Source organism: Streptosporangium vulgare, assembly GCF_042428775.1.
Lineage (GTDB): Bacteria > Actinomycetota > Actinomycetes > Streptosporangiales > Streptosporangiaceae > Streptosporangium > Streptosporangium vulgare.
This window is the reverse complement of record NZ_JBHMBS010000024.1, coordinates 20472-46598: the sequence shown is the minus strand read 5'-3', so window position 1 is coordinate 46598 and position 26127 is coordinate 20472. Positions and strand designations below refer to the sequence as shown.

The following is a 26127-nucleotide window of genomic DNA, read 5'->3' as shown; positions in this document are numbered from 1 at the left end:
TCTTTCTTGGCTCTGGTCGCTGGTTTGCCTTGCTCGTGGCCGTTTTGGGGCCGATCTGTGGTGACTGTGACTCCACGCCCGACGCCTCCGTCACGCTCGACGCGGGTCCTGGCCGGCCTCTTTCATCACCCGGTCGCCGACCTCGATCTGCTTCCACGCCTCCCGTGCGACTCTGATCTTCTCCTCGGGCCCGTCGTCGTGCCGGACTGTCACCCGCCGATACAGGTTGGACCCGTCCAACGGGGCGCGGGACTTCGAGACCACGACGGCTTCCCATGCCTGTTCATTGCTCATCTGTTCCTCCGTCTTCGATCGAATCGGGCCTCGACACGAAGCCTATCAACGATAACCATCGTCCGGAATAGGCGTACAGTTGAGGCATGCCCCAGCCCAGCCGCACCGACCGTCACGCGATCATCGCGGCGGCGATCCACGTGCTCGACGACCGCGGTCTCGACGGTCTGTCCCTGCACGCGATCGCAGCGCGCCTCGGGATCGCGCAGCCGGCCCTCTACCATCACTTCGCCAGCAAAGCGGACCTGATCGCCGCCGTCGCGGACGAGGTCCTCGACCGGTGGCACACCGACCGCATCCCCGTGGAGGGTGAACGGTGGCAGGACTTCCTGACCCGCAACGCCCGAAGCCTGCGCAAGGCGATGCTCTCAGTCCGCGACGGTGGACGACTGATCGCATCAGCCGGACCGAGAAGCCCCAACATCGACAACGCGATCCCCCAGATCGGCCTGCTCGAAGCTAGCGGCTTCACCGGTACCGACGCGGTCCTGGCCTATATCGCAGTGTCCCGATACACCATCGGCGCAACCCTCGAACAGCAGACCGCCCGCGACGGCGGGGCCATCATCCTGCCTCCGGAGCGGACCGATGCAGCGACTGCCCACTTGGCGCAACTCGCGGCCACGGTCACAGCGCTCGGCCCGGACCACGAGTTCGAGGTCGGCCTCTCCGCTCTGATTCACGGCCTCGGCGAGTTGATCGCCACCCCGACTACCGACACGCTCAGCCGGGATGCGCGCTCGGCGAGGTCTTGATGAATGCTGCGATGAGCCCAGTGCAGGCCGACTAGACGAGTAAGTCCGAAGTCTGGTCAGTGGTCGTAGGCGATCAGTGACCGGGTGATGGGCTGGCCGGTGGCGCGGTTGTGCCAGATCGCGGCGGTCAACGCCAGGATCTGCTGGGCGATGCGGACCGTGACGCCGCTCGGGCTGCGTCCGCCGTGCGGTTCCAGGTCGAGTTGGCCTTTGAGGGTGTCGTTGACCGATTCGATCAGCTGGCGGATCGGCTTGAGGAACTGCTCACCGGGCCGGGGGGTGAGGTTGCGGTAGGGGGCCGCAGCAGGTGCACACCTCGCATGGCCAGGTAGGCGTCGAGTTCGGCGGAGACGTATCCCTTGTCGGCGATGATCAGCAGGCCGGGGCGTTCGGCGGTCAGGTGCGGGTCGTGCTCCAGCAGGGCCGTCAGTACCTGGCGCTCATCGAGCTTGGGGGTGGCCAGGGCCCAGGTGATGGGCAGGCCTGCCGGGGTGCAGACCAGGTGCAGGCGAAGACCCCAAAAGTAGCGGGAATGGGAGCGGCAGTAGCCATATCCGGCCCAGTCGGCCAGGTCCGAGCGTCGGGCGGTGGGGCGCGAGCGGCCGCATTCGACCGGGGTGGAGTCGACGACCCAGATCGGGTCGGCCCGCAGGTCGCTGTCGCGGGCCAGGGCGCAGATGGTGCGCTGGAGCAGGGGCAGCGTGCGGCGCAGGCGCTTGTTGTAGCCGGACTGGCCGGGCAGGCAGGGGAAAGCGCCAGGCAGATGGCGGGGCAAAAAGCGTAGCCAGCGGGTCTTGGAGCGGATACCGGGCAGGGCCTGGGCGATGGCCACGGTGAGCGGTTCGGCGTCGGCCGGCTGGGGCGGCCGTCCCCGACGGGCGCAGCTGCCGGGAGCGCCGAGCCAGTCATCGATCTTGACGTAGAGCGCGGTCAGAAGGGTGTCGAGGTCGTTGGTCACACATCGATCCTCGACACCCTTCGTCACTTCCGCTCTGGCGTTGAGGGCAGGTTCGTCTGTCGTGAGGCGCAGCCCGGGTGGGCAACGCCCGCCCCACCACGGACACGCTCCACGGGCGGGCTCACCAGCCGGCACATCTCGCCCTACCCGTTCTCAGCCTTAGGACTTACTCGTCTAGCTGGCGGTGCCGGCGGTCTCCTGCTCCGCGGCGCGGCGCCTCTCCTCCTCCTCGATCGCCTCGACCGTCTCGTTGTCGCGGTCACGGCGGTACTCGCGGACCGAGTAGGCGATGGCGGCGGCCCAGATGACGGCGATGGTGATGTAGGCGACGGTCTGGACACCGCTGGAGGCGTCGATCCAGTCGCTGCGCAGCAGGGTCCGGACGTTGGTCAGGACGATGACACCGCCGACCGCGGAGCCCAGGATGCGCGGCGGGATGTGCCGGACCAGCCAGGCGGCGATGGGGGCCGCGATGACGCCGCCGATCAGCAGCACGGCGACCCAGGAGAAGTTGATGTTCTCGGAGCCGATGCCGACGAAGAAGCCGATGCTGGCGGCGATGGCGACCAGGAACTCGCTGGCGTCGATGGAACCGATCACCTTGCGCGGCGCCAGGCGTCCGCTGGCCAGGATCGCCGGGGTGCCGACCGGGCCCCAGCCGCCGCCACCGGTGGCGTCGACGAAGCCGGCGACCAGGCCGAGGGGCGCGAGGAAGCGCTTGCGCAGCGGCTTGCCCAGGTTGCCGCGCGGGAGGCCGAAGGCCGTGAAGCGGATCAGGACGTAGACGCCCAGCGCGAGCAGGATGATCGACATCACCGGTGCCGCGACCTCGGTGGAGAGGCCGGACAGGAAGGTGGCTCCCGCGAAGGCGCCGACGGCGCCGGGAACACCGATCTTGGCGACGACCTTCCAGTCGATGTTGTTGAAGCGCCAGTGGGATATGCCCGAGGCGAGGGTCGTGCCGATCTCGGCGAGGTGGACGGTGGCCGAAGCGGCGGCCGGGTTGGTGCCGATGGCCAGGAGCAGCGTCGTCGAGGTGACACCGTAGGCCATGCCGAGGCTGCCGTCGACGAGCTGTGCCGCGAAGCCGACCAGGCCTAAGAGGATGAGCGCACGCACAACGCCCCCCTTCCTGTTTTTCCTACTCTGTTGATAGGAATTATCGTGATTGAATGCCAAGGCGGCGTCAAGTCACGTTTCGAGCAAGGCGTCTCAAGGTATGGGAATCTTCATCCCACGTACGGCGTCAGGCCCTGCGCCGCCTGCCCGCCTCGGCCACCGGCGACAGGAGCGCGGCCAGGCTGACGGTGTCGACGATGGCGGTTATGGAGGTCTCGATGTTCAGCCATACCGCACGCAGCCGCACCGCCTCGCCGAAGTAGGCCACGTCGCCGGTCGGCAGCCCCCTCACCGAGGTCAGCTCGCCGGCGACGGCGCGCAGGACGTCCCCGACCGAGATGTCGACGGGCGGCCGGGTGAGCGTGAACCCCCCCTCGTGCCCCCGCTGGGCGAAGACGAGGTCGGCGCGGCGCAGGTCGGTCAGGATGCCGCGCAGGAAACTCGCCGGGATCTCCTGCGCCTGGGCCATCGTCTCCGACTTGACCGGGGCGGGATCGCTCAGCGCGATGACCAGCATCGCCCTTATGGCGTAGTCGCTCCGGGCCGTGATGTGCATCCGAAAGTCCCCCCGACGGTGCGCCTCTGCCGTTGGCCGACGGCCTCATGTGGGCTGGTCTCGCTTAAATCTACTATCTCTATAGGTTAACTGTGAATTATTCTCGCGGTCAGGTCCGCCCGCGAGACGTCCGACGCGCCGGGCCCGCGCGGACGGGAGCGTCCGGGCGGGCGCATGGAGCACACCGGTGTCGCCGGGAGCCGGTCGGCCGCGTTCCTCAGGCCCCGGGCCTCGGGCTTTGGGCTTTGAGCCTCGGGCTTCGAGTTTTGAGGAAGGTCAGTGGCCGGTGGAGTCGGAGTCGGTCGCGGCGGCCTCGCCCCGGTCGAGGGCGGACAGTTCGGCGACCTCCTCGGGGGTGAGGGTGAAGCCGAAGATGTCGGCGTTGGACCTCATCCGCTCGGGGCTGGACGACTTCGGCACGGTGATCAGGCCGAGCTCGATGTGCCAGCGCAGCACGATCTGGGCGGGGGTCCTGCCGTGCCGCTCGGCGGCGTCCTTGACGACCGGCTGCGCCAGCAGGTCGCCTCCCTGCCCGATGGGGCCCCAGGACTGGGTGGCGATCCCGTGGGCGGCGTCGTAGGCGCGGGGCTCGTCACGGGTGAAGAACGGATTGAGCTGGATCTGGTTCACGTCGGGTACCACGCCGGTCTCGGCCAGGAGCCGGTCGATGTGGGCCGGCTTGAAGTTCGACACGCCGATCGCCCGCACGCGGCCGTCCTCCAGCAGCTTGACCATGCCCTTCCACGCCTCCACGTAGCGGTCCTTGCGCGGCAGCGGCCAGTGGATCAGGTAGAGGTCGGCGTAGTCGAGTCCGAGCCGGTCCAGGCTGGCCTGGTACGCCTCCTGCGCGGCGTCGTACCCGTGCCACTCGCCGTTCAGCTTGGTGGTGACGAACAGCTCCTCCCTCGGCACGCCGCTCGCCCGCAGCCCGCGCCCCACCCCGGTCTCGTTGCGGTACGCGTAGGCGGTGTCCACCAGCCGGTAGCCCATCTCGACGGCCTCGGCGACCGCGACCTCCGCCTCCTCGTCCGACATGGGCCAGGTGCCCAGGCCGACCTGCGGGATGTCCGCGCCGTTGACCAGCTTCAGGGTTGGAATGTCCAGAACAGTCATGACCGACAGCCTTCCACGCCGGGCCCGCCGGACCGCCCCCCGGGGAGCCGGTCACGCCGCGGGCGCCGCCTCGGCGACACGCTCGCGGACGAGGAACGTCCCGGCCAGGGCGGCCAGGGCCAGGAGGGTGAGGACGACCCCGTAGTACGTGGTGAGCTCGGCGAGGGGCAGCAGGCCCGCGACGATCCCGGCGGCGGTGGCGGGGACGCTCATCGCGATGTAGCTGACGATGTAGAAGGCGGCCATCAGCCCGGCCCGCTCGTGCGGGGCCGCGGCCGGCAGCAGGGTGCGCGCGGCGCCCTGGAAGCCCGCGCCGAAGCCCAGCCCGGCGACGACCGTACCGCCGAAGAACAGCACTCCCGAACCGGCGTTGACACCGAGCAGGGTCACGACGACACCGAGGGCCAGCAGGACGGAGGCCACCCGCATGGCGCGCGGGGCGGGGACCGCCCGCAGCGCGAGGATCGCGACGGTGCCGCTGAAGGTCAGCGCGAAGACCAGCAGCCCGCCCACCACGACCGACCCCGAGCCGGTGACGTCACGCGCCAGGGACGGCCCCAGCGACAGGTAGAACCCGCCGAGCGCCCACCCGGCCACGGTGATCGGGGTGACGAGCAGCAAGGCCCGGCGCGCCCCGGCGGGCACGCTGACGTGCGGGCGCAGCGAGGCCAGCGCGCCCGCCCGGCGGCTGACGGACTCGGGCAGGAGGAGGATCGCGACGCCCTGGAGCACGAACGCGACGATCAGGACGACGAACACCGTCCGCGTCGGCGCGGGCAGGTACTGCACGAACAGGCTCGATCCCAGGCCGCCCGCCGCCAGGCCCAGGGCGGGCGTCACGCTGTTGATCAGCGGGCCGCGCGTCCGGTCGGCGTCCAGCAGGCCCGCTCCCAGCGCCCCGGACGCGGCCCCGGTGGCGAAGCCCTGCAGGACGCGCGCGACCACCAGGGCGGGCACCCCGTCGGCGGAGGCGAAGACCGCCATCGCGACCGTCTCGAGCGCGACCGCCCCGAGGATCACCGGGCGGCGCCCGACGTGGTCCGACAGGGAGCCCACGGTGAGCAGGGCCACCAGCAGGCTGACGGCGTAGACCGCGTAGACCGCCGTCAGGACGCTGGAGGAGAAGCCCCAGTGGCCCTGGTACACGGCGTACAGCGGGGTGGGCGCGCTGGCGGCGGCCATGAACGTCGTCAGGGTCGTCGCCAGGAGCACCACGGCCGCGCCTGCCCCCAGGCGGGGCCGGTGGGCGGGCAACGTCGAGGTCGCAGGGGACGTCACGGAGGACATGGAGGGGCTCCCGAAGCTTTAAAGCAAAAGATTTGCGTTAGCAACGTACACACCTCGGACCACTGAAGCAAATATTTTGCGTTAAGCTCGGCCCATGGGTACGAGGCAGGCGGTACGCACCGGGGGGCGGAGCGCGCGGGTGCAGCAGGCCGTCCACGAGGCGGTGCGGGATCTCCTGGCCGAGCGCGACCGCGCCGACCTGACCGTGCCGCTCGTCGCCGCCCGCGCGGGCGTGACCCCCTCGACCGTCTACCGCAGGTGGGGTGACCTGCAGGAGCTGCTGGCCGACGTCGCCCTTGAGCACATGCGGCCCGACGGACCCCCCGCCGACCTCGGCAACCTGCGGGACGACCTCGCGGCGTGGGCCGAGGAGTGGCTGGAGGAGACGTCCTCCCCCACCGGTCGCGCGTTCATCCGCGACGTCGTCGCCGGCGACGACGCCGGCAGGAGCACCGGGCAGTGCTGCGCGTACACCAGCAGCCGCATCCAGGCCATCCTCACCCGCTCCGCCGGGCGTGGCGAGGACGTGCCCGCGCTGGACGCGGTGCTGGACCACGTGGTCGCGCCGATGACGTACCGGGTCCTCTTCATGAGCGACTCCCTCGCACCCGGATACGGCCGCGCCCTGGTCGACGCCCTGCTGGGCCCTCGGTAGCGGTTGAGCGGGGACTGCCGGGTTCGCCCGCGGTGCCGCGATGGTCACACGTGAGGCGAAGCGGCCTCTCCCGGGCGACGGGACAGGAGGCGAACCCTCCCGGGCGGTGAAACGACGAGAGGCCCCTACCGGGCGACGGGGTAAGAAGCCCCCCGGGCTGCGGGACAGGACGCGGCCCTCTCCCTCACGGCGGGACAAAAGGCGGCGTCCTTTCGCCTCGCGGGACAAGAAGCCGCCCCCTCCCTCACGGCGGGACAGGACGCGAATTCTCCCGAGCGGGAGGGGCGAAAAAAGGTCCCTCCCGAGTGGCGGGATGAATGGCGGGATGGGAGATGTCGATTCGCCGCCGAGGCGATTCCGCGTCTGCCAACCCTCTCACCTCGACCGATTCCCGCGAATGAAACGTGGTTGGCCATGTGATGTCCCCCACAAAACAAGTAACCCATGTGTCGACGCACATTTTGGGTAACTCTTCAAGGATTGATTGCCGATCTTCGTTTTGTCAGGCTCTACGCCGTACCGTCCTGACTGGGGAGACAGGGTGGTGCCTTGTGAGAGACCGGAGGGGTCTGTCGTGTACGTCTCGCTCGCGGCGCCGGTGGCGCCGGTGGCGCCGATCGCCGCACACCAACTATTGATCTTCTTACTCCAGGTAGGACTGCTCCTGCTGCTCGCCCTCGTCTTCGGCCGCCTCGCCAGGCGGCTCGGCATGCCGGCCGTCGTCGGCGAGCTCTTCGTCGGCGTGCTCCTGGGTCCGTCGTTCCTCGCGCACGTCGCGCCGGGCCTGTCCACCTGGCTGTTCCCGCAGGACAGCGCCCAGTTCCACCTGCTCGACGCGGTCGGGCAGATCGGCGTGCTGCTGCTCGTCGGCATCACCGGGATCCACATGGACATGGGGCTGATCCGGCGCAGGGGCGCCACGGCCGCCGGGGTCAGCGCCGGCGGGCTGCTGGTGCCGCTCGCGTTCGGCGTCGGCGCCGGTTTCCTGCTCCCGGCCACGCTCATTCCCGCCGGAACGGAGACGCTGGTCTTCGCGCTCTTCCTCGGCGTCGCGATGTGCGTCAGCGCCATCCCGGTCATCGCCAAGACCCTGATGGACATGGGGCTGCTCCACCGTAACGTCGGGCAGCTCACACTGGCCGCGGGCATGATCGACGACGCGTTCGGCTGGTTCATGCTGTCGATCGTGTCGGCCATGGCCACCACCGGCCTGCGTGCCGGGAACGTGCTGGTCTCGCTCGCCTGCCTGGCGGCGGTCGTGATCTTCGCGCTCACCGTGGGCCGCCCGCTGGTACGGCACGCGTTCCGGCTCACCTCGCGGAACGAGGAGGACCCCGGCCCGTCCGTCGCGACCGCGGCCGTGCTGCTCCTGCTCGCCGCGGCCGCCACGCACGCGATGGGGCTGGAGGCCGTCTTCGGCGCCTTCGTGTGCGGCATCCTGATCGGCTCCGCGGGAGGCGTCGACCCGGCGCGGCTCGCCCCGCTGCGCACGGTGGTGCTCTCCGGCTTCGCGCCGATCTTCTTCGCCACCGCGGGCCTGCGCATGGACCTGACGTCCCTGACCGATCCGATGGTCCTGCTCTCCGGGCTCGGCATCCTGACCGTGGCCATCATCGGCAAGTTCGTCGGGGCGTACGCGGGAGCGCGCGCCAGCAAGCTCAACCGGTGGGAGGCCCTGGCGCTGGGCGCGGGCCTCAACGCGCGGGGTGTGATCGAGGTGGTCGTGGCCATGGTGGGCCTGCGGCTGGGCATCCTCAGCGTCGAGGTCTACACGATCGTCGTGCTGGTCGCGATCGTGACCTCGCTCATGGCGCCACCGATCCTGCGCTGGGCGATGGCCAGGGTGGAGCAGACCGCGGAGGAGGAACTGCGCGGGAACGAGCAGCTCGCCTGGGCGAGACAGTCCCCGACGAACGGCTCGGAACCGCTGTAGCGGAACCGCGATGCCGCCGTACCGCGAATCACGGTACGGCGGCATCGCGGTATGGCGATTCGCACGGAGGGATGCCCGGGAGGCGGTTCACGGTACGGCGGGAGAGAAGGCGCAGTGGAAGAAGGCAAGGCGGAAGAAGGTACGGCGGAAGGCGGCTCGCAAGCGGGCCGCAACCGGGCCCTCCTATAAAGGGCCCCGTTCCCGTATCGTCCATCGGTGCGGCCCCTCCCCTCGGGGTGTCACCCGCACCGGCCTGTCCACGAACCCCCGCCCGGCACCGCTCTCCCCCGCCGGTCGGCTCCGCGCGCCTCGGGGGAGACAGTGAGAGAGACATGTCCAGCCCTACCCGCCTGCTCGCCGGGGCCGTGATCCTGTCGGCCGCCCTGCTGCCCACCCCCGCGGCCTCGGCCCACACCGTCCAGGACACCCACGCCGCCCAGGACGGCCGGACCGCGTGGAACACCCAGGCCGTTCAGGACGGCCGGACCACGCGAGACACCCACGCCGCCCGGAGCGGCCGGACCGCACGGGACGGCCAGACCGCGTGGGACGACCTGGCGGCCGGGAGCGCCACGGCCGGGTGCAGGCCCGGCAGCGGTCCCAGGCTGGCCGGCAGGGACCTCACCCGGGTCGCGCTGCCCGCCGACCTGTCCTGCGCCGACCTGCGGAGGGCCAAGCTGGACGGTGTGCTCGTGCGCAGCCTCCTCACCGGGGCCGACCTGCGGGGCGCCTCTCTCAAGGGCACCCGACTGGGGAACGCCGAGATGGCCGGGGCCAGGCTGCGCGGGGCCGACCTGACGGAGGCGGAGCTGTACTACGCGAACCTGCGCGGTGCCGACCTGCGCGAGGCGACCATGGACGACTCGATTCCCTACAACGCGCACTTCGAGGGTGCCGACCTGAGCGGGGCCACGATGGTGCGCGCCAGGACGTACTCGGCCCAGTTCGACGACGCGAAGCTGGTCGGCGTCGACCTGACCGACGCCGACGCCTACGGCACGGACATGCGCCGGGCCGACCTCACCGGCCTCAAGGCGTCCAAGGCGCGCATGTACGAGTCCACGATGATCAAGACCGTGTTCCGGGACGCCGACCTGCGGGGCGCGCAGCTGCGCGGGTCGGTGCTGGACGGCGCGACCTTCCAGGGCGCCGACCTCGGCGGGGCCGAGCTGCGCGACGTCACGGGCGCCCGGCTGGCGGGCAGCAAGGGCGTGCCCAAGGACCTGCCGGCCCCCGACCCGGCGTGCGAGCCGGGCAGCGGGCAGAAGTACGCGGGCTGGGACCTCACCTCGGTCGCCGAGTTCCCCCGCGACCTGAGCTGCGCCGACCTGACCGGCGCCAAGCTGGACGGGGTCGATCTGGGCATCGTCAAGCTGGACCGGGCGATCCTGCGCGACGTCTCGGCCACCGGGGCCACGATCCGCTACCTCAAGGGCGCCGACCTGCGCGGCGCGCGGCTGGAGCGCGCCAAGCTCGGCAGCGTGGAGCTGATGGGGGCCGACCTGACGGGCGCGCGCATGGCGAGGGCGCAGCTCGGCAGCGCCAAGCTGGCCGGGGCGAACCTGTCGAAGGCGGACCTGTCGGGGGCGGAGTTCGGCAGCGCCGACCTGACGGAGGCGAAACTGGGCGGCGCCGACCTGCGCGACGCGGAGTTCGGCAGCGCCAGGGCCGACCAGGCCGACTTCACCGGCGCCAGGATGGAACGGGCCGACCTGAGCAGCGGCAAGTTCCAGGGGGCGGTCTTCCGCGGGGCGACACTGACCGACGCCGACCTGAGCTACGCCGAGCTGCGGGGCGCCACCTTCGCGGACGCCGAGGTCACCGGCATGAAGACCGACTACGCCAAGGACGCCGACCTGTCGGGGTCGTCCAGCCGGCCGGCGCTCGGCTGGGTGATCTTCCTCTCGCTGGCGGGCCTGGTCGCGCTCTGGGTGCTGGTCAGGGGGGTCGCGCGCGGGCGGCGGCGCGTGAAGGCCGCCAAGCTGGAGGCGACCTCGCGAGCGGCCCACCTGGAAGAGGTGAGGCGCTCGCAGGAGGAGAACGTGACGCGGCTGGGTGAGGAGATCGACCGCCTCGCCGACGGAGAGGGCGCCGGGGGCGACGTCAACTGGCACCGGGCCCTGGACGCCTACGACGCGGCCAAGAAGGCGCTGGCCGACGCCCGCGACATCGACGACGTCAAGGCCGTCGACATCATCGTGGCGCGGGGACGCGACGCCCTGAGGGGACGCACCGCGAGGTAGGAACCTGTGCCTCCGTCGCGGAGAGGCTGATCGAGACCCCGATCACGGACAGCCGGTCCACCGGCGAGGCGGAGTTCGAGGCGGGCACCGGACCGAGCCACCCCCCTGGCTCGGTCCGGTGCCCGCGGTGCGTCTGTCTCTCCCGGCGCAGGCTTGCGGTCACGACGCGGTCGATCTCCGTTCTCCGCGACCGGCTTGGGAGGATCCGTGACACACAGCGGCACGCTCCCGCTCCCGGCCCATGGTCATGGCGACTTCGTCGGCGACGCCGTCGAGTGGTGAGTTCTCACCAACGACCGGCGACCGGCGACCGGCGACCGGCGACCGGCGATCAGGCTCGCGGCCCGAGGAACAGGCCGCCACTCGCGTCGATGACCTGACCGGTTATCCAGCGCGCGGCGTCGGAGGCGAGGAACGCGACCACGTCGGCGATGTCGCCTGGCCCGCCCAGGCGATCGAGCGCCGTCGTTCCGGCGATGAGTTCGGCCAGGCCCGGCGCCTCGAAGACCGATCCGTTGGTCGCCGTCCGGGTGGCGCCGGGAGCGACCGCGTTCACCGTGATTCCTCGTACCCCGAGCTCATTGGCCAAGGTCATGCTCATCGTCTCGACCGCGCCCTTCGTCATGGCGAAGGACGTCTGGGCGGGGTTGGCCATCCGGGTCGCCACGGAAGAGATCGTGACAATGCGGCCACCGTCGCGGAACAGCGGCAATGCTCGCTGGATGATGAAGTACGGAGCTCGCACGTTCACCGCGAAGAGGTGGTCGAACTCCGTCCGCGTCGTGACCCCGAGCGGGCCGGCGGGCGCGGCCGCCGCGTTGTTGACGAGGACGTCGAGTGGCCGCCCGGCCAGGCCGGCCTCGACGCCCGCGAAGAGGGTCTCGACATCGTCGTCCACGCCCAGCTCCGCCCTGACGGCGAGCGCGGACCCACCGGCACGCGCGATCTCGTCGACCGTCGCCGCCGCGCCGTCCTCGTCCGTGCCGAAATGCACGATGACCACCGCCCCCTTCGCCGCCAGCCGGGCCGCGATCGCCTGCCCGATGCCGCGCGACGCTCCGGTCACGAGAGCCGTTCTGCCGGTCAGATCACTCATGCCAACCACCCCATCTCGTGAGTCACTACCAATCTGGTAGCGACTACCAACCTGGTAGGGTCTATCACATGCCCGACCAGCACTCAACATTGCGAGCGCAACGGAGAGCCGAGACGCAGCGGGTGATTCAGGCGCACGCGGTACGGCTGTTCACCGAGCACGGCTACGACGCCACGACCGTGACCGACGTCGCCGAAGCCGCGGGCGTGTCGCCCATGACCGTGTATCGGCACTTCCCCACGAAGGAAGACCTCGTACTCGTCGACCAGCACGGCCGGCTCGTCGCCGAGCGGATCGTCGCGTCGTCCGCCGCGCAGCCCCTGGTCCGCCGCATCGGCGGCGCGCTCGTCGACTCGGCCACGGCGCTGACCGGTCGCGCCCCCGGAGACGACCTGACGGCGAGTGAGCGGTTCCTGCTCGCCCGTCTCCGGCTCATGATCTCGACGCCGGCCCTGCGTGCCAGGCACCTGGACAACCAGTACGCCCTCCAGCAGGCGATCGTCGACGCCATCGGGGACGAGGCCACCGACCCCGACACGGCGTTCCACGTCCAGGTGGCGGCCAGCGCCTGCCTTGCCGCCATGCACACGGCACTGGTGCGCTGGGCCGAGGACGACGGACGGACCCGGTTGCCCGACCTGATCGCGAAGGCGCTCGCCGCCGCCTTCGGCGACGACATCGTCGAAGGCGCCGGCGGAATCGACATCTCGGAGCCCACCGGGCGCGCGGAGCGCCGATGACGGCCGGCGGTCGCGGTCACTCCGCCGACCGGCGTGCCCGCCTTACTTCTCGGGTGATCGCCCAGGCGTCCGCCACCGGGCCCAGGTGCCCGAGCTTGTCGGGGTTGATCACCAGGCGGATCGCCTGGATCCGCCCGTCGAGCACGTCGAGCGCCAGGGTGTGGAGCACCTTGCCGTCCCGGTCGCGGAAGATCGCGCCCGGCTCGCCGTTGATCTCGTGCGGCTCGAACGTCACGTCGACCCGGGCCATCCGGGGGAAGACGGAGGCGGCCAGCCGGGCCACGTTCTCGGCGCCGACGACGGCCCTGGCCAGCTGCGGGGCCCTGCCGCCGCCGTCGCCGACCATCGACACGTCGGCGGCGAGCAGTTCCCGCAGGCCGGCGACGTCGCCTTCGCGGAGGGCGTCGAAGAACCGCGACGCCAGCTCCTCCCGCTCCCCGCGGTCCGCCTCGAAGCGGGGCCGGCCCGCGGACATGTGGCGCCGCGCCCGCACCGCCAGCTGGCGGCACGCCGCCTCCGAGCGCCCCACCGCCGACGCGACCTCGGGAAAGCCGAAGTCGAACACCTCCCGCAGCACGAAGACAACCCGCTCCAGCGGGCTGAGCCGTTCCAGCAGCAACAGTGCCGCCGTCGACACCGAGTCGGCCAGCTCCGCCGAACGCGCCGGATCCTCGTAGGGGTCGGCGAGCAGCGGCTCGGGCAACCACGGCCCCACGTACTCCTCCCGCCGGACGCGGGCCGAGCGCAGCACGTCGATCGAGATCCGGGTCACCGTGGCCGCGAGGAAGTCCTTGACCGACCTGGGGTGTGCCGGGGAGGCCTCGAAGCGCAGCCAGGTCTCCTGGACCGCGTCCTCGGCCTCACCCACGCCGCCCAGTATCCGGTAGGCGATCGAGAACAGCAGCGGCCGCACCTCCTGGAACTCCTCGATCCTGCTCACTGGTGCACCATCCTCCTGCCGGTAGCTGAGAGACCGCTGACGCGCCCGAGGTGCCGCCGGGCCACCGCCCTGCTCGCTCGCCCCCGAGGTCCAGCATGAGTTCCGCGAGATCCGGCGGTCCTCCGGGGCGTGCCGGCCCTCGACAGGGCTGAGCCCCACGAGAGGCGGCGCGGCCTGCCCGCCGGACGGCACCGCGTCGGCCCGTCCATCATCACCCCCGCACATCCGGCCGCTCCACCACGTCCGGTTTGGCCGCACTCATCGCGTCACCCGGCGATCGCCGATGCTCCGCGCTACGGACACTCTCATGATCGTCGCCTTCCATGATCGACAATCGACTCCCGGCTCCCTGCTCCCGGCTCCCGGCTCCCGGGACAACCTGGCGGCCTGTTCGCGCCGGCCCCGGGCGGGACAGGACTGGATGACCGGCCGCCCGTCAGCCGATGAAGGACTCGGGGCCGAAGCGGCCCCACGCGACGAATGCCGCGAGCGCGAGATAGGCCAGGTTCAGCATCACGAAACCGAATTCGCCGCGGCGGCCGTGAGTGATCATCGCACCGACCATCAGCACGACCCAGCAGGCAGCGGTAACCGGCACCAGAACCGGCGCGACACCGAGCACGGCGGGCAGGATCAGGCCCAGCGCGGCCAGGAGTTCGAGGACGCCGAGGGTCTTGACGAAGGCGACGCCGACATCCCCGGTCCATCCCCCACCGTGGAACGCGGCCAGTCTCTCCTTGGGCACGAACGTCTTGCTGACGCCACCGGCCAGGGCCACCGCGGCCAGCAGTCCGGCGGCGATCCACAACGCGAGGTTCATCATCCACTCCTTGATCGAAGATTGTCCGCACCGCGTATGACGAGACAGCGCTCCCGCCTGTGACATCTCCGGGCAACCCGGGCCGGACAAGCCCACGACCTTCACCGGGATGCCCCGCCGAGGTGGTCATGGACCTCAAGACGACCGAGGGCGGCGACATTCTCGTGCTCTCCAGCGCGAGCGTCGTCAAGGCGCTGCTGGCGGCCGACAAGGTCGACCGGCTGGCGCTCAACGTCTTCCCGGTCTTCCTCGGCAGCGGGCCGCGCCTCTTCGACGACGGCCTGCCCGCGGGGCGGTGGGCGCTCTCCGGCCAGGCCGCGGGCGAGCACGGCACGCTGGCGCTCGTCTACGACCGGATCCGCTGAGCCCCGGCATCGACGGGCAGACCCGCACGGACCTGCCGGAGAACGGTGGCTCTCGCCCACGACCGGGTCCGCCGAGCCGGCCGGTCGGCGCGCCCGTTCCCGGAAAGCGTCAGGGGGCGACTCGATGCGGGACGCCCGCTAAATGCTTTGCCCGCGGACGGCGCGCGCTGCGATGCTCGGCTGAGCCGGCACGGAGAGGAAACCGCGAAATGGCCGTCACCGCATCCAGCGAGCCGTCCGGGTCCGGGCCGGAGGTCCGCACGACGGCCGGCGTCCTCCGCGGTGGCAGGGAGGCGGGCCTGGCGGTCTTCCGCGGCATCCCGTTCGCCGAGCCGCCGGTCGGCGCCCTCCGTTTCGCCGCGCCGCGGCCGGTGCGCGGCTGGGACGGCGTGCGCCCGGCGATCTCGTACGGCCCGCCGCCCCCGCAGTCCGGCGTGCTCGGGGTGGCCCGGGACCCCGGCGGCGACGACTGGCTCACGGTCAACGTCTGGACACCCGACCCGGATCCGGCGGCGGGGCTCCCGGTGATGGTGTGGATCCCCGGCGGCGGTTACGCCATGGGCGACTCCAGCCTCCCGGAATACGACGCCGGGCACCTGGCCGGGAGCGGAGCGGTGGTCGTGACCCTCAACTACCGTCTCGGTGTCGAGGGTTTCGCGCAGATCGGCGGAGCCCCGGCCAACCGGGGGCTGCTCGACCAGGTCGCGGCCCTGCGGTGGGTGCGCGAGGACATCCGGGCGTTCGGCGGCGATCCGGACCGGGTCACGGTCTTCGGGCAGTCGGCGGGGGGCGGATCGGTCGCCGCGCTGCTCGCCATGCCGCGCGCCGCCGGGCTCTTCCACCGGGCGGTCGCGCAGAGCGTGCCGGGGACGTTCTTCTCCCCCGAGCTGGCCGCCGACATCGCCGCCGCCTTCGCCGCCGAGCTGGGGGTGCGGCCCACGGTGTCCGGCCTGTCGGCGGTGGCCCCGGCCCTGCTGCCCGCCGCGGGTGACGCGGTCTTCGCCAAGACGGTCCAGCGGCGGGAGCGCTGGGGGCGGATCGCACACCGGCCGATCCCGTTCGCACCGGTCGTCGACGGTGACGTCCTGCCGGTCACCCCGTGGCGGGCGCTGGCCGACGGCGCCGCCCGGGACGTCGGGCTTCTCGTCGGGCACACCCGTGACGAGCATCGGCTGTTCAGCCTGATCGACGGCGTGCTCGGCCAGGTCACGCACGAGCAGGCCGAGACCGCTCTGCGGATGCTCGCCCCCGGCCCGGACGGTGCGCGCCGATACCGCCGGGCGTTCCCGTCCGCGTCCGGCGAGGAGCTGTACGAGCTGGTGAACGCGGACTGGTTGTTCCGCATGCCGAGCCTCCACCTCGCCGACGCGCAGGTCGCCGGCGGCGGCCGGGCCCACCTCTACGAACTGACCTGGTCCGCCCCGGGACTGGACGGTGCCCTCGGCGCCTGCCACGGCCTGGACGTGCCGCTCGTCTTCGGCAACCTGGGCAGCGGACGGCCCGCCATGCTGATCGGCGACCCGCCCTCCCCGGCGGCGCGGGAGCTGTCCGCGCGGATCCGCGGGGCGTGGACGGCGTTCGCCGCTCACGGCGACCCGGGCTGGCCTCCGTACGACACCGGCCACCGCCTCGCGCAGCTCTTCGACACCCCCTCGACGGTCACCGCCTACCCGGAGGAGACCTCACGGCTGCTGTGGCAGGACCACACCTTCCCGGCTCTCCCGCTGCTCACACCGTGAGGGAAGGCCGGGGGGCCGCCAGTGGTCATGCCGCGGCCCGCAGGTGTTCGCGCGCCCACTCCTCGAAGGTGGTGAGCGGGATGCCGAAGGCCCGCGCGTACTCCGGGCGGGCGGGCTGACCGGTCGCGTTGAGGAACTCGTGGGAGGTGACGCCCCACCTCGGCATTCCCGCCGCGACCGCCTCCTCCGGGGTCATGTCGGGCGCGGCCAGCTCGGCGCCCAGGGCGCCGGAGAGGACCTTGGCGATGTCCGTCAGCGTCAGGCACTCGCCGGCCAGTTCCAGTTCGACCTCATGGAACCGCTCCGGTGCGGTGAGGGCCGCGGCGGCCGCCGTGCCGATGTCCTTGACCGCGACGAGAGAGAGCCGCGTTTCCGGCCTCAGCACGGTCACCAGGCCGCCCTCGACGCCCCGGGGCAGTAGGTACGCCGCGGACGGCAGGAAGTTCTCCATGAAGAAGCCCGGCTTGATGATCGACCAATGTGTGAAGCCCGCCTCGCGCACGCGGTCCTGGGCTCCGGACTTGGCGGCGAAGACGGGCGCCATCGAGGCCCAGCGGCCCTCGGCCCAGCCGGGGGCCTCGGTGTGGTGTCCCGCGCCGGTGACGGACGTGTGCACGAACTGCGGCACGCCCGCGGCCAGGGCGCCCTCGACCAGGTTGGCGGCCTGGGTCAGCTCGCCCTCGAAGTCGAAGGCGCCCGCCCTCATCGCGGGCATCTGCACGGAGAAGACGGCTCGGGCTCCTTGCGCGGCCCTGGTCACGGAGTCGCGGTCGCGAAGGTCGCCGGTGACCAGTTCGGCGCCGAGCGCCTCGACCGCCCTCGCCCGGCCGGTCGCGGGGTCGCGGACCAGTGCCCGGACGGGGACACCGGCCGCGAGCAGGGCGCGGGCGGTGGCGCCGCCCTGCTGCCCGGTGGCGCCGGTGACCAGGACGGGTGCGGGATCGGTGGACATGGAGCCTCCTGGGGTGCGCGTTCGCTAAACGGCGGGGCCCGCCGTTTATCTTCCGGTAAGATACGGCGGACCCCGCCACTTAGCAAATGTTGAGGTGACGCCATGCCCGTCCAGCGTGCGGACGCCCGGCGCAACCACGCGCGCCTGCTCGCCGTGGCCGAGGAGGAGATCGCCGCGCACGGCGCCGACGCGTCCCTGGAGCAGATCGCCCGCGTCGCGGGGGTCGGGTCCGCCACCGTGCGCCGGCACTTCCCCACCCGCCGCGCGCTGCTGGAGGCGGTCTTCCGCGAACGGGTCGAGACCCTGTGCGCCCACGCCCGCGACCTGACCACCAGGGCGGACACCCGGGCCGCGCTGCTGGAGTGGCTGAGCGCCGTCACCGCGGACGCCGCGACCATCCGGGGGCTCGCCATCGCGCTGACCCGCGACCCGGCGGCCGGCCCCGGCGCGCAGGACAACTGCTGCTCGGCGCAGCTCACCGAGGCGGGCCGCCCGCTGGCGCGCCGCGCCGCGGACGACGGCGCGCTGGCACCGGGGGTGACCATCGACGACCTGCTCGCCCTGATCACCGGGATCGCCCTGGCCACGGAACACCACCCCGACCCCGCCGCCGAGGCGGACCGGCTCTTCGGCCTGGCCGTGGCGGGAGTCAGCCCCCACCGGCCCTGATCAGGAGGCGTCGGGTGGATCAGGGCTGGAAGCGGTACCCCATGCCGGGCTCGGTGAGCAGGTGGACCGGGCGGGCCGGGTCCCGTTCCAGTTTCTTGCGCATCTGGGCCATGTACTGGCGCAGGTAGTGGGTCTCCCTGAGGTACTTGGCACCCCAGACCTCCGTCAGCAGCTGCCGCTGGGTGATGAGCTTGCCGGGGTTGCGGACCAGGATCTCCAGCAGGTGCCACTCGGTGGGCGTCAGCCGTACGCCGCCGGAGACGGTCTTGTCGACCAGGTCCACGACCCGGTCGCCGACGCGGATCTCGGCGAGCTCCGCGTCGTGCAGCGCGCTGCGCCGGGAGACGGCCCGGATGCGGGCGAGGAGCTCGTCGATGCCGAACGGCTTGGTGACGTAGTCGTCGGCCCCGGCGTCCAGCGCGTCGACCTTGTCGGATCCTCCCGTACGGCCGGAGAGCACGATGATCGGGACGGTGGTCCAGCCGCGCAGGCCGTGGATGACGTCGATCCCGTCGAGGTCGGGCAGGCCGAGGTCGAGCACGACCAGGTCGGGGTGCCAGTCGGCGGCCTGCCGCAGGGCCGCGCCGCCGTCGGGGGCCACGGCCACGTCGTAGTGGCGCGCGGCGAGGTTGATGCGCAGGGCGCGCAGGAGCTGGGGCTCGTCGTCGACGACGAGGACGCGGGTCACGGCCGTTCCACCTCGGGGCGCGTCCGCGTGCGGGAGGAAACGGGAAGTGTCAGGATCATGGTGAGGCCACCCCCTGGTGTCTCGTCCGGTAGCAGGGTTCCGGCCATCGCCTCGGCGAGCCCCCGGGAGAGCGCGAGGCCCAGGCCGACGCCGGTGTGGTTGTCGCGGTCGCCGAGCCGCTGGAAGGGCATGAAGACCCGGTCGTAGGCGTCGGGCGGGATGCCCGTGCCGCGGTCGACGACGCGGATCTCCACGTGGTCACCGTACTCACCGGCCTTGACGAGGACCTTCCGGTCCTCGGGGCTGTAGCGGACGGCGTTGGACATGAGGTTGACCAGGATTCGTTCCAGCAGCGCCTGGTCGGCGACGACCTCGGGCAGCTCGACGGAGAGGTCCGTCTCGATCCGCGACGACAGGGGGCCGAGGTCGTCGACGGCGCGCGGCACGATCTCCTCCAGCGCGGTCGGCTCCAGCCTCAGCCCGAGCACCCCGGCCTGAAGACGGCTCATGTCGAGCAGGTTGGCGACGAGGCGGTCCAGTTTGGCGAGGGACTCGTCGGCGGTGGCGAGCAGTTCCTCCCTGTCCTGCGGCGACCAGTCGATGCCGGTGTTGCGCAGGCTCTCCACGGCCGCCTTGGCCGAGGCGAGCGGGGTGCGCAGGTCGTGGCTGACCGCGGCGAGCAGCGCGGTGCGCATCCTGTCGGCCTCGGCCAGCGGCCTGGCCTGCTCCGCCTCCGCCGCGAGCCGGTCCTGGCGCAGCGCCACCGCCGCCTCGGCGGCGAACGCCTCCAGCACCCGCCGGTCGGACGCCTCCAGCAGCCTGCCCCGGATGGCCAGGACGAGCCGCTCGTCGATGACCACGTCGGTGTCCGCGCCCCCCGGGCAGGTGCAGGGCACCTCACCTGCGGTGGCCACGATCCGCCACGCCTCGGGGTCGGACTGGTCGTCGGGCCCCTGCTCGCCGGTGCGTTCCAGCAGGGTGACCGAGGCGAGCCCGAAGGTCTCCCGCAGCCGGGCGAGCAGCGAGGCGAGCGCGTGCTCGCCGCGGAGCACGTGCCCGGCCAGGGTGGAGAGGACCTCGGCGTCGGCGCGGGCGCGGGCCGCCTCCCGCGTACGGCGGGCGGCGACGTCCACCACCGCGCTCACCATGACGGCCACCAGCACGTAGACGCTCAGCGCGAACAGGTTCTCCGGGTCGGCGATGGTGAAGCGGTCGACCGGCGCGGTGAAGAAGTAGTTGAGCAGCAGGAAGCCGAGCACGGCGGCGGTGACGGCCGGCCACATGCCTCCCACCAGGGCGACCACGACCACCATGAGCAGGAAGAGCAGTATGTCGCTCGGCAGGTTCACGCCGTCGCGGAAGGGGTGCAGCGCCAGGGTGAGGAGCGGCAGCCCGAGGATCGCGAGGAGCCAGCCCGCCACCCGGCGGGTGCGGGTCAGCGCGGCCCGCGAGGGAGCGCGGTCGCGCCCCCGCCTCACCCGGTCGTGGGTGATCATGTGGACGTCGATGGACCCGGACCGCGCGGTCGTGGTCACCCCGACCCCCCGGGAGAGGATCTGGGCGAACCGGCCGCGCCGGGAGGCCCCCAGCACCAGCTGGGTGGCGTTGACGCCACGGGCGAAGTCCAGCAGGGCGGTCGGCACGTCGTCGCCGACGACCTGGTGGTAGGTGCCGCCCATGTCCTCCACCAGCGTGCGCTGGCGGGCCGTGCTCGCCGGATCGGCCCCGGCGAGGCCGTCGGCGCGCGTGACGTGCACGGCGAGCAGGTCGGCCCCCTTGCTCCTGCCCGCGATCCTGGCGGCCCGCCGCACCAGCGTGTCACCCTCCGGGCCGCCGCTCAGCGCGACCACGACGCGCTCGCGCGCCTCCCAGGTGCCGGCGATGCCGTGCTCGGCGCGGTAGCGGTCGAGCTGGTCGTCGACCTTGCCCGCCACCCACAGCAGCGCCAGCTCGCGCAGCGCGGTCAGGTTGCCGACCCTGAAGTAGTTCGACAGGGCCGCGTCGACCTTCTCCGGCGCGTACACGTTGCCGTGCGCCATCCGCCGCCGCAGCGCCTCCGGGGCCATGTCCACCAGCTCCACCTGGTCGGCGCGGCGCACCACCTCGTCGGGCACCGTCTCGCGCTGGACCACCCCGGTGATCTCCTCGACCACGTCGTTGAGCGACTCCAGGTGCTGGATGTTGACGGTGGAGATGACGTCGATGCCCGCGTCGAGGATCTCCTCGATGTCCTGCCAGCGCTTGGCGTTGCGCGAGCCCGGCACGTTGGTGTGGGCGAGCTCGTCGACCAGGGCGACGCTGGGCCTCCTGGCGATGACGGCGTCCACGTCCATCTCGGTGAACACGCTTCCCCGGTGGAGCATGCTCGCGCGCGGGACGACCTCCATGCCCTCGAGGAGTTCCGCGGTGCGAGGGCGGCCGTGGGCCTCGACGAGGGCGACGACGACGTCGGTGCCCCTCGCGAGGCGGCGGCGGCCCTCGCAGAGCATCATGTACGTCTTGCCGACCCCCGGCGCGGCCCCGAGGTAGATGCGCAGCCGCCCTCGCCCCCTGCTCATCTGTCGAGGGCCAGGTTGAGTTCGAGGACGTTCACCGCCGGCTCTCCCATGAAGCCGAGGGAGCGGCCGGTGGTGTTCGCCGCGACCAGCTGTCGCACCCTCTCCACGGGCATGCCGCGCTCCCTGGCGACGCGGGCCGCCTGGAGGTCGGCGTACGCGACGGAGATGTCCGGGTCGAGGCCGGAGCCGCCGGCGGTGACCGCGTCGGCGGGCACCACGGCCTTGGCCGTGCCCCGGACCGGGACGGTGCGCCCGGCCGCGTAGTCCTCGCCCGGCCTGGCGCACTCGACCCTCACGCCGCGGTACTCGGCGACGAACGGGGTCGCGGGGCAGGTCTGGTTGACGCTGACGGCCCGGGTGGGGGTGCCGACGGCGGGGAAGACCTTCAGCACGGCGCCGACCCCGTCGGGCGTGCAGTAGGGCCGGGCGCCGCTCACCCCCTCCAGCTCCCCGACGGCCCTGGAGCGGGCGCAGACCTGGGTGAGCAGGCTCCGCCTGCCCCCCGGGACGTCCACGACGTCCTCGGGTCCGAGGTTGCTCGCGGCGGTGGAGAGCATGTCGTAGCCGTCACCGGCCGCCGACGGCCGGCTCTGGAAGTACCTGCCGACGGGCCTGCCGTCGGCGTCGGTGAAGCTCTGGCCGACGATCGCGCTGCCCACGTCCTTCCCGTCCTTCCGGACGAGGGAGCCGTTGGCCCCGCCGTTGAACACGGCCTGGGCGACGCCGGTGATCACCAGCGGGTACAGGGCCCCGGTGACCAGGGTGAGGACGAGCAGCGCGCGGAGCGCGGCGAGATGCTGGCGGATCCAGCTGGGCAGGCGTTCCATTTACGACATCCCCGGAAGGAACTGGATGAGAAGGTCTATCAGCTTGATGCCGACGAAGGGCACGACGATGCCGCCCAGGCCGTAGACGTAGAGGTTGCGGCTGAGCAGCTTCGACGCGCTGGAGGGGCGGTAGCGCACGCCGCGCAGGGCGAGCGGGATCAGCGCGACGATGACGACCGCGTTGAAGACGACCGCGGACAGGATCGCCGACTGCGGGCTGGACAGGCGCATCACGTTCAGCGCGTCCAGGCCCGGGTAGACCGCCGCGAACATCGCGGGAATGATCGCGAAGTACTTGGCGACGTCGTTCGCGATCGAGAAGGTCGTGAGCGCGCCGCGGGTGATGAGCAGCTGCTTGCCGATCTCGACGATCTCGATGAGCTTGGTCGGGTTGGAGTCGAGGTCGACCATGTTGCCGGCCTCCTTCGCGGCCGAGGTGCCGGTGTTCATCGCCACCCCGACGTCGGCCTGCGCGAGCGCGGGCGCGTCATTGGTACCGTCACCGGTCATCGCGACCAGCCTGCCGCCCTCCTGCTCCGACCTGATCAGGGCGAGCTTGTCCTCGGGCGTGGCCTCGGCGAGGAAGTCGTCCACGCCCGCCTCGTCGGCGATGGCCTTCGCCGTCAGCGGGTTGTCGCCCGTGATCATGACGGTGCGGATGCCCATCCTGCGCATCTCGTCGAAGCGCTCGCGCATGCCCTGCTTGACGACGTCCTTGAGGTGGACGACGCCCAGGACGCGCGCCCTGCTCTCGGCGCCCTCGACGACCTCCCCGACGACCAGCGGGGTGCCTCCGGAGCCGGAGACGGCGTCGACGATGCTCCCCACCTCGTCGGTGGGGTGGCCGCCGTGCTCGCGCACCCACTTCATCACGGCGGTGGCGGCGCCCTTGCGGACCCGGCGGCCGTCGAGGTCGACGCCGCTCATCCGGGTCTGCGCGGTGAACCCGATCCACTCGGCGTGGGCGAGCTCCCCGTGCTCGCGCTCCCTGAGGCCGTACGCCTGCTTGGCGTAGACCACGATGGAGCGGCCCTCGGGGGTCTCGTCGGCGAGGCTGGCCAGCTGCGCGGCCGTCGCCAGCTCGTCGGCGGAGACGCCGGGGGCGGTGAGGAACTCCGACGCCTGCCGGTTGCCCAGCGTGATGGTGCCGGTCTTGTCCAGCAGCAGGGTGTTGACGTCTCCGGCGGCCTCGACCGCGCGGCCGCTCATCGCGAGGACGTTGCGCTGGACGAGGCGGTCCATGCCCGCGATGCCGATCGCCGACAGCAGCGCCCCGATGGTGGTCGGGATGAGGCAGACCAGCAGCGCGACCAGCACGATGCCGGTGACGCCGTCCCCGGTCAGGGCGAGCGAGTCCGGCACGCCGGGGTTCTGGGCCTTGGCGTAGATCGCCAGCGGCTGCATGGTCGCGGTGGCGACCAGGAAGATGATCGTCAGGGCGGCCAGCAGGATGTTGAGGGCGATCTCGTTGGGCGTCTTCTGCCGGTCGGCGCCCTCGACCAGAGCGATCATCCGGTCGATGAAGCTCTCGCCGGGCCGCTGGGTGATCTCGACGACGATCCGGTCGCTCAGCACCTTCGTGCCGCCGGTCACCGCCGACCTGTCGCCGCCCGACTCGCGGATGACCGGGGCGGACTCGCCGGTGATGGCCGACTCGTCCACCGAGGCGATGCCGTCGACCACGTCGCCGTCACCGGGGATGATCTCCCCGGCCTCCACGACGACGAAGTCGCCGCGCAGCAGCTCGGGGGCGCCGACGACGTCCCACTCGGTGGAGTCGCGCCCGCGCAGCCGCCGCGCCGTGGTGTCGCGCTTGGCGGCGCGCAGCGTGGCCGCCTGGGCCTTGCCGCGCCCCTCGGCGACGGCCTCGGCCAGGTTGGCGAAGATCACCGTCAGCCAGAGCCACACCACGGTGGCCCAGGCGAAGAACGACGGGGTGAGCACGGCGAGCACCGTGGTGAAGACCGCGCCGATCTCGACGATCAGCATCACCGGGTTGCGCCAGAGCGTGACCGGGTTGAGCTTCCGCACCGCCTCGGGCAGCGAGGTGAGCAGCTGCCGGGGGTCGAGGAGGCCGCCGCCCACCTTGCCGCCCTTCTTCCCGTCCTTCGAGGCGGGGGTACGGCCCGGCGCTTCGAGCGTCTGGGTGGGCATCACTGGATTCCTTCCGCGAGCGGGCCGAGCGCCAGGGCGGGCAGGAAGGTCAGCGCGACGAGGATCACCGTCACGCCGACGACCATGCCGACGAACTGCGGGCGGTGCGTGGGCAGCGTGCCCGCGGAGACGGGCACCGGTGCCTGCCTGGCCAGGGATCCGGCCAGGGCGAGCACGAAGATGATCGGCAGGAAGCGGCCGAAGGCCATGCACAGGCCGAGGGCCACGTCGTACCACGGCGTGTTGACGGTGATGCCGCCGAACGCGGAGCCGTTGTTGTTGGACGCGCTGGTGAAGGCGTACAGCACCTCGGAGAAGCCGTGCGGGCCGCTGTTGAGCATGCTCGCCCGCTGCTCGGCCGAGCCCATCGCCAGCGCGGTGCCGGTCAGCACGAGCAGCGGCGTGACCAGGAAGTACATCGCGGCGAACTTGATCTCGCGCGAGCCGATCCGCTTGCCCAGGTACTCGGGCGTGCGGCCGACCATGAGCCCGGCCACGAAGACCGTGATCACGGCGAGGACGAGCATGCCGTACAGGCCCGCGCCCGCACCGCCGGGGGCGACCTCGCCGAGCATCATGTTGAACATGGTGAGCATGCCGCCGAGCGCGGTGAACGAGTCGTGGAAGGAGTTGACCGCCCCGGTGGAGGTGAGTGTGGTGGCGGCGGCGAAGGTGCCGGAGTTGGGCACGCCGAAGCGCACCTCCTTGCCCTCCATCGCCGCGCCCACCGCCTGCGGGACCGTGCCGCCGTGGGCGACCTCCAGCCCGGTCAGCAGCGCGACGCTCGCCAGCGCCAGGGTTCCCATGATCGCGACGATCGCGTAGCCCTGCCGGGTGTCGCCGACCATGCGGCCGAACGTGCGGGGCAGCGCGAACGGGATCAGGAAGATCGCGAAGATCTCGACCCAGTTGGTCCAGGACGTGGCGTTCTCGAACGGGTGGGCCGAGTTCGTGTTGTAGAACCCGCCGCCGTTGTTGCCCAGCTCCTTGATGATCTCCTGGCTCGCCACCGGGCCGCCGGTGATCGCCTGGGTGCCGCCGGTCAGGGTGGTCACCTCGTGCGGGGAGGCGAAGTTCTGGATCAGGCCGCCCGCCAGCAGCACGACCGCGCCGACGACGGCGAGCGGCAGCAGGATACGGACGGTGCCGCGGACCAGGTCCACCCAGAAGTTGCCGAGCTCGTCGGTCCTCCTGCGGGCGAAGCCGCGGACCAGCGTGATCGCCACCGCCATGCCCACCGCGGCGGACACGAAGTTCTGCACCGCCAGGCCGGACATCTGCACCAGGTGGCCCATGGTCGACTCGCCCGAGTACGCCTGCCAGTTGGTGTTGGTGACGAAGCTGACGGCGGTGTTCCAGGCGACGTGGTCGGGCACCGGGGCGAAGCCCAGCGACAGGAAGAGCCTGTCCTGCAGCCGCTGCAGCCCGTACAGGAACAGGATGGAGATCGCCGAGAACGCCAGCAGGGCGCGGGCGTAGACGCTCCAGCGCTGCTCGGCGTCCGGCCGGACGCCGACGAGCCGGTAGATCACCCGCTCGGCGGCGAGATGCTTCGTACCGGTGTAGACGCGGTACATGTAGTCGCCCAGCGGCCGGTGGACCAGCGCGAGGGCGACGACGAGGGATCCGATGAACAGGATCCCGGCCATGGTCGAGGACATCAGAA

Annotated in this window: 22 protein-coding genes and 1 pseudogene; 8 read left to right on the top strand and 15 right to left on the bottom strand. The window is 71.8% G+C overall.

The features are described from left to right. Positions 1–90 precede the first annotated feature (90 nt). Positions 91–294: a DUF7489 domain-containing protein gene (locus ACFFRH_RS34305; RefSeq protein WP_344749904.1), complete on the bottom strand. Its 204-nt coding sequence runs from the start codon at positions 292–294 to the stop codon at positions 91–93. A gap of 86 nt (positions 295–380) precedes the next feature. Between ACFFRH_RS34305 and ACFFRH_RS34300 the strand changes: the two genes are divergently transcribed. Next, complete coding sequence (locus ACFFRH_RS34300; protein WP_386161532.1) at positions 381–1049, top strand: TetR/AcrR family transcriptional regulator C-terminal domain-containing protein; 669 nt, start codon at positions 381–383, stop codon at positions 1047–1049. Between the two features lie 56 nt (positions 1050–1105). Here the strand turns inward: ACFFRH_RS34300 and ACFFRH_RS34295 are convergent. The 5 genes and pseudogenes from ACFFRH_RS34295 to ACFFRH_RS34275 all read right to left on the bottom strand — a co-directional run bounded on the left by ACFFRH_RS34295 (position 1106) and on the right by ACFFRH_RS34275 (position 6082). Further along, a pseudogene (locus tag ACFFRH_RS34295) lies at positions 1106–2007 on the bottom strand (IS982 family transposase). A 174-nt stretch (positions 2008–2181) separates the two neighbouring features. Continuing rightward, on the bottom strand, positions 2182–3126 hold the full coding sequence (locus tag ACFFRH_RS34290; RefSeq protein ID WP_344749907.1) for a sulfite exporter TauE/SafE family protein: 945 nt from the start codon (positions 3124–3126) through the stop codon (positions 2182–2184). Between the two features lie 127 nt (positions 3127–3253). Continuing rightward, complete coding sequence (locus tag ACFFRH_RS34285) at positions 3254–3682, bottom strand: RrF2 family transcriptional regulator (RefSeq protein WP_344749908.1); 429 nt, start codon at positions 3680–3682, stop codon at positions 3254–3256. A gap of 276 nt (positions 3683–3958) precedes the next feature. Continuing rightward, positions 3959–4795 carry an aldo/keto reductase gene (locus ACFFRH_RS34280; protein ID WP_344749909.1) on the bottom strand — a complete coding sequence of 279 codons (837 nt, stop codon included), beginning with the start codon at positions 4793–4795 and terminating at the stop codon, positions 3959–3961. Positions 4796–4846: 51 nt separating this feature from the next. Further along, a complete protein-coding gene (locus ACFFRH_RS34275; RefSeq protein ID WP_344749910.1) occupies positions 4847–6082 on the bottom strand; it encodes an MFS transporter in 1236 nt (411 codons plus the stop codon). Between the two features lie 94 nt (positions 6083–6176). On the opposite strand from ACFFRH_RS34275, the gene ACFFRH_RS34270 reads away from it, so the two are divergent. From ACFFRH_RS34270 to ACFFRH_RS34260, 3 genes are all read left to right on the top strand, one after another. Continuing rightward, entirely contained in the window at positions 6177–6737 is a 561-nt protein-coding gene (locus ACFFRH_RS34270) for a TetR/AcrR family transcriptional regulator (RefSeq protein WP_386161530.1), read from the top strand. Between the two features lie 574 nt (positions 6738–7311). Next, positions 7312–8670 carry a cation:proton antiporter gene (locus tag ACFFRH_RS34265; protein WP_344749912.1) on the top strand — a complete coding sequence of 453 codons (1359 nt, stop codon included), beginning with the start codon at positions 7312–7314 and terminating at the stop codon, positions 8668–8670. Between the two features lie 332 nt (positions 8671–9002). Then, the gene (locus tag ACFFRH_RS34260) at positions 9003–10913 is read left to right on the top strand and encodes a pentapeptide repeat-containing protein (RefSeq protein ID WP_386161528.1); all 1911 of its coding nucleotides are present in this window, start codon (positions 9003–9005) and stop codon (positions 10911–10913) included. Between the two features lie 331 nt (positions 10914–11244). Here the strand turns inward: ACFFRH_RS34260 and ACFFRH_RS34255 are convergent, their stop codons facing one another. Beyond that, on the bottom strand, positions 11245–12009 hold the full coding sequence (locus tag ACFFRH_RS34255) for an SDR family oxidoreductase (RefSeq protein WP_344749914.1): 765 nt from the start codon (positions 12007–12009) through the stop codon (positions 11245–11247). A gap of 122 nt (positions 12010–12131) precedes the next feature. Here ACFFRH_RS34255 and ACFFRH_RS34250 point away from each other — a divergent pair, with 122 nt between their 5' ends. Further along, on the top strand, positions 12132–12749 hold the full coding sequence (locus tag ACFFRH_RS34250) for a TetR/AcrR family transcriptional regulator (RefSeq protein ID WP_344749915.1): 618 nt from the start codon (positions 12132–12134) through the stop codon (positions 12747–12749). A 16-nt stretch (positions 12750–12765) separates the two neighbouring features. Here the strand turns inward: ACFFRH_RS34250 and ACFFRH_RS34245 are convergent, their stop codons facing one another. Together ACFFRH_RS34245 and ACFFRH_RS34240 are read right to left on the bottom strand one after the other, a co-directional pair. Next, positions 12766–13689 (bottom strand): RNA polymerase sigma-70 factor, encoded by a 924-nt coding sequence (locus ACFFRH_RS34245; protein ID WP_344749916.1) that lies wholly within the window; start codon positions 13687–13689, stop codon positions 12766–12768. A gap of 436 nt (positions 13690–14125) precedes the next feature. After that, positions 14126–14509 carry a DoxX family protein gene (locus tag ACFFRH_RS34240; RefSeq protein ID WP_344749917.1) on the bottom strand — a complete coding sequence of 128 codons (384 nt, stop codon included), beginning with the start codon at positions 14507–14509 and terminating at the stop codon, positions 14126–14128. A gap of 128 nt (positions 14510–14637) precedes the next feature. On the opposite strand from ACFFRH_RS34240, the gene ACFFRH_RS34235 reads away from it, so the two are divergent. Together ACFFRH_RS34235 and ACFFRH_RS34230 are read left to right on the top strand one after the other, a co-directional pair. Next, positions 14638–14874: a dihydrofolate reductase family protein gene (locus ACFFRH_RS34235; RefSeq protein WP_344749918.1), complete on the top strand. Its 237-nt coding sequence runs from the start codon at positions 14638–14640 to the stop codon at positions 14872–14874. A 209-nt stretch (positions 14875–15083) separates the two neighbouring features. Continuing rightward, positions 15084–16613, top strand: coding sequence for a carboxylesterase/lipase family protein (locus ACFFRH_RS34230; protein WP_344749919.1), 1530 nt, complete (start codon positions 15084–15086; stop codon positions 16611–16613). 25 nt (positions 16614–16638) lie between these two features. On the opposite strand, the gene ACFFRH_RS34225 is transcribed toward ACFFRH_RS34230, so the two are convergent. Then, positions 16639–17565 (bottom strand): NmrA family NAD(P)-binding protein, encoded by a 927-nt coding sequence (locus ACFFRH_RS34225; protein ID WP_344749920.1) that lies wholly within the window; start codon positions 17563–17565, stop codon positions 16639–16641. Between the two features lie 102 nt (positions 17566–17667). On the opposite strand from ACFFRH_RS34225, the gene ACFFRH_RS34220 reads away from it, so the two are divergent. Then, a complete protein-coding gene (locus ACFFRH_RS34220; protein ID WP_344749921.1) occupies positions 17668–18234 on the top strand; it encodes a TetR/AcrR family transcriptional regulator in 567 nt (188 codons plus the stop codon). A 19-nt stretch (positions 18235–18253) separates the two neighbouring features. On the opposite strand, the gene ACFFRH_RS34215 is transcribed toward ACFFRH_RS34220, so the two are convergent. From ACFFRH_RS34215 to kdpA, 5 genes are read right to left on the bottom strand one after another with little or no spacing between them, the layout of a single operon-like run. After that, the gene (locus ACFFRH_RS34215; protein WP_344749922.1) at positions 18254–18922 is read right to left on the bottom strand and encodes a response regulator; all 669 of its coding nucleotides are present in this window, start codon (positions 18920–18922) and stop codon (positions 18254–18256) included. Beyond that, positions 18919–21480 carry a DUF4118 domain-containing protein gene (locus ACFFRH_RS34210; protein WP_344749923.1) on the bottom strand — a complete coding sequence of 854 codons (2562 nt, stop codon included), beginning with the start codon at positions 21478–21480 and terminating at the stop codon, positions 18919–18921. Before ACFFRH_RS34210 ends, ACFFRH_RS34215 begins: the two co-directional genes overlap by 4 nt. Next, positions 21477–22307, bottom strand: coding sequence for a potassium-transporting ATPase subunit C (locus tag ACFFRH_RS34205; protein ID WP_386161525.1), 831 nt, complete (start codon positions 22305–22307; stop codon positions 21477–21479). Before ACFFRH_RS34205 ends, ACFFRH_RS34210 begins: the two co-directional genes overlap by 4 nt. Then, on the bottom strand, positions 22308–24461 hold the full coding sequence (kdpB, locus tag ACFFRH_RS34200; RefSeq protein ID WP_344749924.1) for a potassium-transporting ATPase subunit KdpB: 2154 nt from the start codon (positions 24459–24461) through the stop codon (positions 22308–22310). Further along, a complete protein-coding gene (gene kdpA / locus ACFFRH_RS34195; protein WP_386161523.1) occupies positions 24461–26122 on the bottom strand; it encodes a potassium-transporting ATPase subunit KdpA in 1662 nt (553 codons plus the stop codon). Before kdpA ends, kdpB begins: the two co-directional genes overlap by 1 nt. Between the last annotated feature and the right edge of the window lie 5 nt (positions 26123–26127).